Below are 5613 nucleotides of genomic sequence, written 5' to 3'. Positions count from 1 at the left end.
TTCCGGGGCGGATTCTGCGGCTGTGGAGCGGGCCAGCGCCGCTCTGGGCGGGGGGTGCGATTGGATCTGGGAGGCGCAGATGGAGCGGCTGGCCGCGTTGGCAAGCGCCGAACGTTTTGAACAAGCGGCAACGGAACGGGACCGGGTGGCCTCCCTGATGTCCGTCAGCAAGCGCAAGGAACGGCTCATTCCGATGCTCACAGCTCCTGAAATCATCGCGGCCGCACGTGAGAAGCACGGGTGGGAGATCGCCGTGATCCGCTATGGGCGCCTCGTCGGTACCGTGGTAGCACGTGCGGACCAGGACGTTCCCCTCGTGGCCGAAGCGCTTGCTGAGAGCTGTCCAGCCGTTTCGCGTCCGGACATCGCGGGAGGGGCAGCGCACATCGAAGAATCTGACATCCTTCTGGGCTGGCTGTGGAGGGACAACACGCGGCTTCTGGAGTTTGACGGGGAGCGCCCGCTCGCACTGGCGCGCCGCTCCCCCGCGCGCCACCGCGTTCCCAAACAGGCGCCGCTGCCTGCTCTACACTAAGTGCTGGCCTAAACTAGAGTTTCAGGACGTACTACACGAAAGAAGGCACCATGCTCACCGCTATCGTTCACATTGATGTTGACGTTTCACTGATCCCCGAGGCCGCTCAAGCGATCGCCGCCGTGGAGGGCGTGTCAGAGGCATTCTCGGTCACCGGAGATCACGATGTGATTGCCATGGTACGGGTGAACGCCCACGAGGATTTGGCTACCGTCATTTCCGATCACATCGGGAAGGTCGAGGGCGTCACGGGCATCACCACGTATTTGGCGTTCCGTACCTACTCCCAAGAGATGCTGGATGAGGCCTTCCACATCGGGCTGGACTGATGCTCAACGCTGGCAGCCCGTGCACCAAAACAGGCGCCGGGACTGCATGAGCTTCTCGCTGATCGGCGTTCCGCACCGCAAACATGGCCGGCCCGTGCGGTGATACACGTACCAGCGGGAGGCCTCCGGATCGTCAGGGAGCGGCGGGACGGGTGCGTCCTGCGGTGATACGGTTTCGATCCTGCCACAGTCCAACCCTCGCTCCATGAGAACGCAGAAGTGCTGCCACAGGGCGGCAAGCCGGGCCGCCGATACGCGATCACCGCGCCGGGTGGGCGAAATTCCCGCGATGAATAGGCCCTCGGCCCGATAGATGTTCCCAACACCCGCCACGATGGACTGATCCATGACCAACTCTCCGATGGCACGCCGGCGCCCGCGCACGCGGGTGATGAACTCCGCCTCCGATGTGGGCGAATGGGCTTGTTGGCCCAGCGGATCGGGACCTAGCTTTGCCTCGGCGTAGATGCGCTCCTCATCACTGAGGAGCTCGCAGCGGTTGGGCCCCGACAAGTCTGCCACGCCGTGCTGGCCCCGTAAACGCAGCCTGACCTGCCCCACGGGAGCCGGGGCTTGCCACTGCGCATCGCCGCTCGTGGTGCTGGGTGCCATGATGCGCCGTGGTGCCCCAATTGAGGCCGGCCCTTCGAAGGTTGAATCGCCAGAAAAGCGCCACGATCCGTACAGGCCAAGGTGCACGTGTATCCAGCGCGGCGTGGTTGCGCCGTCAAACCCCAGAAAGAGGTGCTTTCCCACGGCGTGTGTGCTGGTGAGCGTGGCGCCATCAATCAGCTCCGCGGAACTGGAGAACCTGCCTTGAGGCGAAGAAACGGCAAGAGGTTGGCCAACGAAAAGATGGTCAAATGCTCGCGCCAACCGGTGCGAGGCGTCTCCTTCAGGCACTGACGCCAGCCGAGAAATTCACCCAGCGGGTCAACAGATCGTTGGCGGCGCCCGAATCGATGGTCTGCTCCGCCAGAGTGATCCCGGCCCGCAAACGCTCGGCCAGCGTGCCGTCTTCTGGCTGGACACCAGTATTGCGGCCATCGGCCACAATCCCAGCTGCTGCGTTGAGCACCACGGCGTCGCGAACGGGGCCCTTGATCCCTGTGAGGACGCCTCGGGCTATCGCCGCGTTTTCCTCGGCTTGGCCGCCGCGAAGATCGTCAACGCTGGCCTGCGCCAATCCTAAATCCTTGACGGCGTCTAGCTCCGAGTAGCCAACGGTACCGCCGCGAATCTCCCACACTTGGTTGGGGGAAGCAGCCGATAGTTCGTCCATGCCGTTGCGCCCACGGAAAACGAGCCCATTAGTGCCGCGTTCGGCTAGCACACCGGCCACGATGGGAGCGTGCGCCTCACTGGTCACACCAATCACGCTGGTTGAGGGCCGCGCGGGGTTCGTTAGAGGCCCAAGGATGTTGAAGGCTGTGCGGACTCCCAGATCACGCCGCGCTTGAGCGGCGAAGCGCATGGAGGGGTGGAACACGTTCGCGAAAATGAACGTGATGCCAAGTTCGGCAAAACACCGTTCCACATCCTCAACGGACATCTGGAGATTAACGCCCAGAGCCTCTAAGCAATCAGCCGAACCTGAAGCGGACGAGGACGCTCGATTGCCGTGCTTGACAAGGCTAATGCCAGCCCCAGCAATCACGAGTGATGCCATCGTTGAGATATTGACTGTCTTGAGGCGATCGCCGCCGGTGCCGACAATATCCAGAATGGGACCCGTCGCGCGGACCGGCACCGCGTGAGCGAGCATCGCATCGGCAAGGCCCCTCAGTTCATCGGGTGTCTCACCCTTCGTTGCAAGCGCAGTGAGAAAGCCTGCGAGAACCACGGGCGATGTTTCCCCTGACATCACCTGATCCATCGCCCATGCCGTACCTTCGGCTGGCAGATCCTCGTGATCGATCAGTGAGGAGATCAGACCCGGCCACGTGAACTCGGCCATCAGCTCAGCTTGCGGGTGAGAACCGAATCTACCGTGCCTGCGAGTTCGCGCGGATCGATCGGGAAGGACACGGCGGCGGCAGCGCCAGACCACCGCGCTAACCACTCATCCTGCGGGCGCCCGAGAATCACGATAAACGGGATATCTGGATCGATCTCATCGTGGATCATTTTTCCCAGTCCCATGCCGCCAAGCTTCGGGGATTCTCCGTCCAAGATCAACAGATCGAAGTTGCCCTGCTCAACGTAGGCGCGCGCCATATCCGGAGTTGCGGCCTCCTGCCACGTAATGTCCGGGAGTGAGGGGCCAGCCTTGTGGCCAACGGCCGTCAGGACCTCTTGGCGTGTTGCAGAATCATCCGAACACACCAGTACGTTGACCGTGCGCGTAGCTGTTTGCGCGAGATCCTCAGCCATATCTACCTCCAAGGTATGCGTCATAGTTAGCTCTTGTGCCACCACACTATAGTAGCGATTTCCGCGGCCCGGTGATGCGCCCGCCCGTCGGATCATTCTTCCACTGCCCTCGGATACCTTGGCTAATGGCTGAATCTCGCCATACACCCTAACGCTACAGGACATTGGTCCCTATACTTGTAGCCAAGGCTTCATGCGGTGCTCGCCGCCTTCTACGGACGCCGTTTGAGAGCTACATCGGGCTACGTGCCCACAACGTTATGGAGGATACAGATGGCTATTTACACTCTTCCCGAGCTTCCCTACGATTACTCAGCGCTTGAGCCGCACATCTCTGGAAAGATCATGGAGCTGCATCATGATAAGCACCATGCCACCTACGTAGGCGGCGCCAACAGCGCTATCGAGAATCTTGCAGCCGCGCGTGAGGCTGGCGATCTTTCGAAGATCAACCAGTTCTCCAAGGATCTGGCATTCAACCTTGGTGGCCATACCAACCACTCAATCTTCTGGAAGAACCTGTCCCCGGATGGCGGCGGACGCCCCGAAGGTGAGCTCGAAGCGGCCATCAACGATGCATTCGGCTCCTTCGAAAAGTTCCAGGCACAGTTCACCGCAGCCGCAACCGGCATTCAGGGTTCGGGCTGGGCAGTACTCGCCTACGATTCCATCTCCGGCAAGCTGAACATCTTCCAGCTTTTCGATCAGCAGGCCAACGTCCCTGTGGCGCAGACCCCCGTGTTCATGCTGGATATGTGGGAGCACGCGTTCTACCTTGACTACCTCAACGTCAAGGCAGATTACGTCAAGGCAATCTGGAATATCGCGAACTGGCAGGATGTCGCCGATCGTCTCGCAAACGCCGTGGCGAAGACCGACGGCTTGGTTCTCCGCTAAGTCATAGCGCGTAGGAAGAAGGGGCGCCCGGCGGGGCGCCCCTTCTTGACGTTGAAAACTGCCCTAGGAGCGGCCCGGGCGCTCCAAATTCGCCTCTTCTGCTCTCACTGGCTTCGAACCCGTCTTCCACTTATGGATTGCCCACAGGGCCAAGAACAGCGGTAGCCCGATATAGCTGGAAATCAGCGCGGTGAAATCGTGAGAACCGAACATGGCATCGTAGCCCTGACCCACAATCACAACCGTACACATGATGAGCGCAATGATGGGCCCGGCCGGATAGAACTTTGCGCGATAGGGCAGTTCGGATGGATCATGCCCCTGAGCTTGGAGCGCTTTTCGGAACTTCCAGTGAGACCACGCAACGCCCATCCATGTGATGAACCCTGCCAGCCCAGAGGCGTTCACCAACCATATGTAGGCTTGCCCATCCCCGACGAGTGAGGATATGAAGCACATCGCGCCCACGAGCGTGGTGGCGATCAGCGCGGGGATGGGTACACCGTGCGAGCTCGTGCTCTTGAAGATCTTCGGGGCGCTCCCCTGCCACGCGAGTGCGTAGAGCATACGGGTGGAGGCGTACAGACCGGAGTTGCCAGCGGAGAGGACCGAAGTGAGGATAACGGCGTTCATCACCGCTGCCGCAGCGGCCACACCCGCCCGATCAAACACCAAAGTGAACGGTGAAACCGAAATATCTGAGATATCAGACTTCAGCAGATTCGGGTCCGTGTAGGACACGAGGAAGCCGATAATGACGATCGCGCCGATGTAGAACAAGAGGATACGCCAGAAGATCGTCCGAATGGCACGAGGAACGGTCTTTTCCGGATTCTCAGCTTCGCCTGCGGCAACTCCCACGAGTTCCGTTCCTTGGAAGCTAAACCCTGCAACCATAAACACGGCAACAATTCCCATGCCACCGTTGACGAATGGAGCCTCACCGTCTGTCCAGTTGGAGAATCCGGGAGTAGAGCCGCCGAAGATTCCAAGAATCATCAAGAGCCCCAAAACGAGGAACACAACGACTGTCACAACCTTGATCAGAGCGAACCAGAACTCGCCTTCTCCGTAGGCACGTGCCGAGAGCGCATTGAGTGTTACCAGCACGGTGAGGAAGACGGCCGACCACATCCAGCCCGGAGTATCTGGGAACCAGAACTTCATGACAAGGGCGGCGGCCGCCAGTTCCGCGGCCACAGTGATAGCCCAGTTGTACCAGTAGTTCCACCCGATCGCGAAGCCGAAGCTCGGGCTGACGAACCTGCGCCCATACTCCTCGAACGAACCGGCCACAGGGAGGTAGGTTGCCATCTCACCCAGAGACTGCATGAGGAGGTACACCATCAGCCCGATGGCCGTGTAGGCCACGAGGGCGCCTCCGGGACCAGCTGTGGAGATCGTTTCGCCCGAGGCTACGAATAGCCCGGTACCAATCGCGCCTCCGATGGCGATCATCGTGAGGTGGCGGGCGTGTAA

General features: G+C 60.6%; 6 protein-coding genes and 1 pseudogene. 3 read left to right on the top strand and 4 right to left on the bottom strand.

Annotated elements, in window-relative coordinates; translation table 11 throughout:
* Both ACTHV6_RS07405 and ACTHV6_RS07400 read left to right on the top strand, forming a co-directional pair.
* Nucleotides 1-535, top strand: a pseudogene (locus tag ACTHV6_RS07405) (DEDD exonuclease domain-containing protein); the annotation flags it as partial.
* Between the two features lie 50 nt (nt 536-585).
* Entirely contained in the window at nt 586-864 is a 279-nt protein-coding gene (locus ACTHV6_RS07400; protein ID WP_441386647.1) for an Lrp/AsnC family transcriptional regulator, read from the top strand.
* A gap of 3 nt (nt 865-867) precedes the next feature.
* Here ACTHV6_RS07400 and ACTHV6_RS07395 read toward each other — a convergent pair whose 3' ends face one another.
* The 3 genes from ACTHV6_RS07395 to ACTHV6_RS07385 are packed head-to-tail and all read right to left on the bottom strand — an operon-like array spanning nt 868 to nt 3279.
* Entirely contained in the window at nt 868-1767 is a 900-nt protein-coding gene (locus ACTHV6_RS07395; protein WP_441386646.1) for an Fpg/Nei family DNA glycosylase, read from the bottom strand.
* On the bottom strand, nt 1760-2821 hold the full coding sequence (gene trpD / locus ACTHV6_RS07390; RefSeq protein WP_441386645.1) for an anthranilate phosphoribosyltransferase: 1062 nt from the start codon (nt 2819-2821) through the stop codon (nt 1760-1762). The genes ACTHV6_RS07395 and trpD overlap by 8 nt, the downstream gene beginning before the upstream one ends.
* Nucleotides 2821-3279: a hypothetical protein gene (locus tag ACTHV6_RS07385; protein ID WP_441386644.1), complete on the bottom strand. Its 459-nt coding sequence runs from the start codon at nt 3277-3279 to the stop codon at nt 2821-2823. Before ACTHV6_RS07385 ends, trpD begins: the two co-directional genes overlap by 1 nt.
* 231 nt (nt 3280-3510) lie before the next feature.
* On the opposite strand from ACTHV6_RS07385, the gene ACTHV6_RS07380 reads away from it, so the two are divergent.
* Nucleotides 3511-4134, top strand: a complete 624-nt coding sequence (locus ACTHV6_RS07380) for a superoxide dismutase (protein WP_441386643.1) — start codon at nt 3511-3513, stop codon at nt 4132-4134.
* A 63-nt stretch (nt 4135-4197) separates the two neighbouring features.
* Here the strand turns inward: ACTHV6_RS07380 and ACTHV6_RS07375 are convergent.
* On the bottom strand, nt 4198-5613 hold a 1416-nt coding region (locus ACTHV6_RS07375; protein WP_441386642.1), incomplete at its 5' end, for an amino acid permease.

Source organism: Ancrocorticia sp. (genome assembly GCF_052089425.1).
Classification (GTDB): domain Bacteria; phylum Actinomycetota; class Actinomycetes; order Actinomycetales; family Actinomycetaceae; genus Ancrocorticia.
Note: the sequence above shows the minus strand (reverse complement) of the source record. Positions and strands in the feature narration are given on the sequence as shown.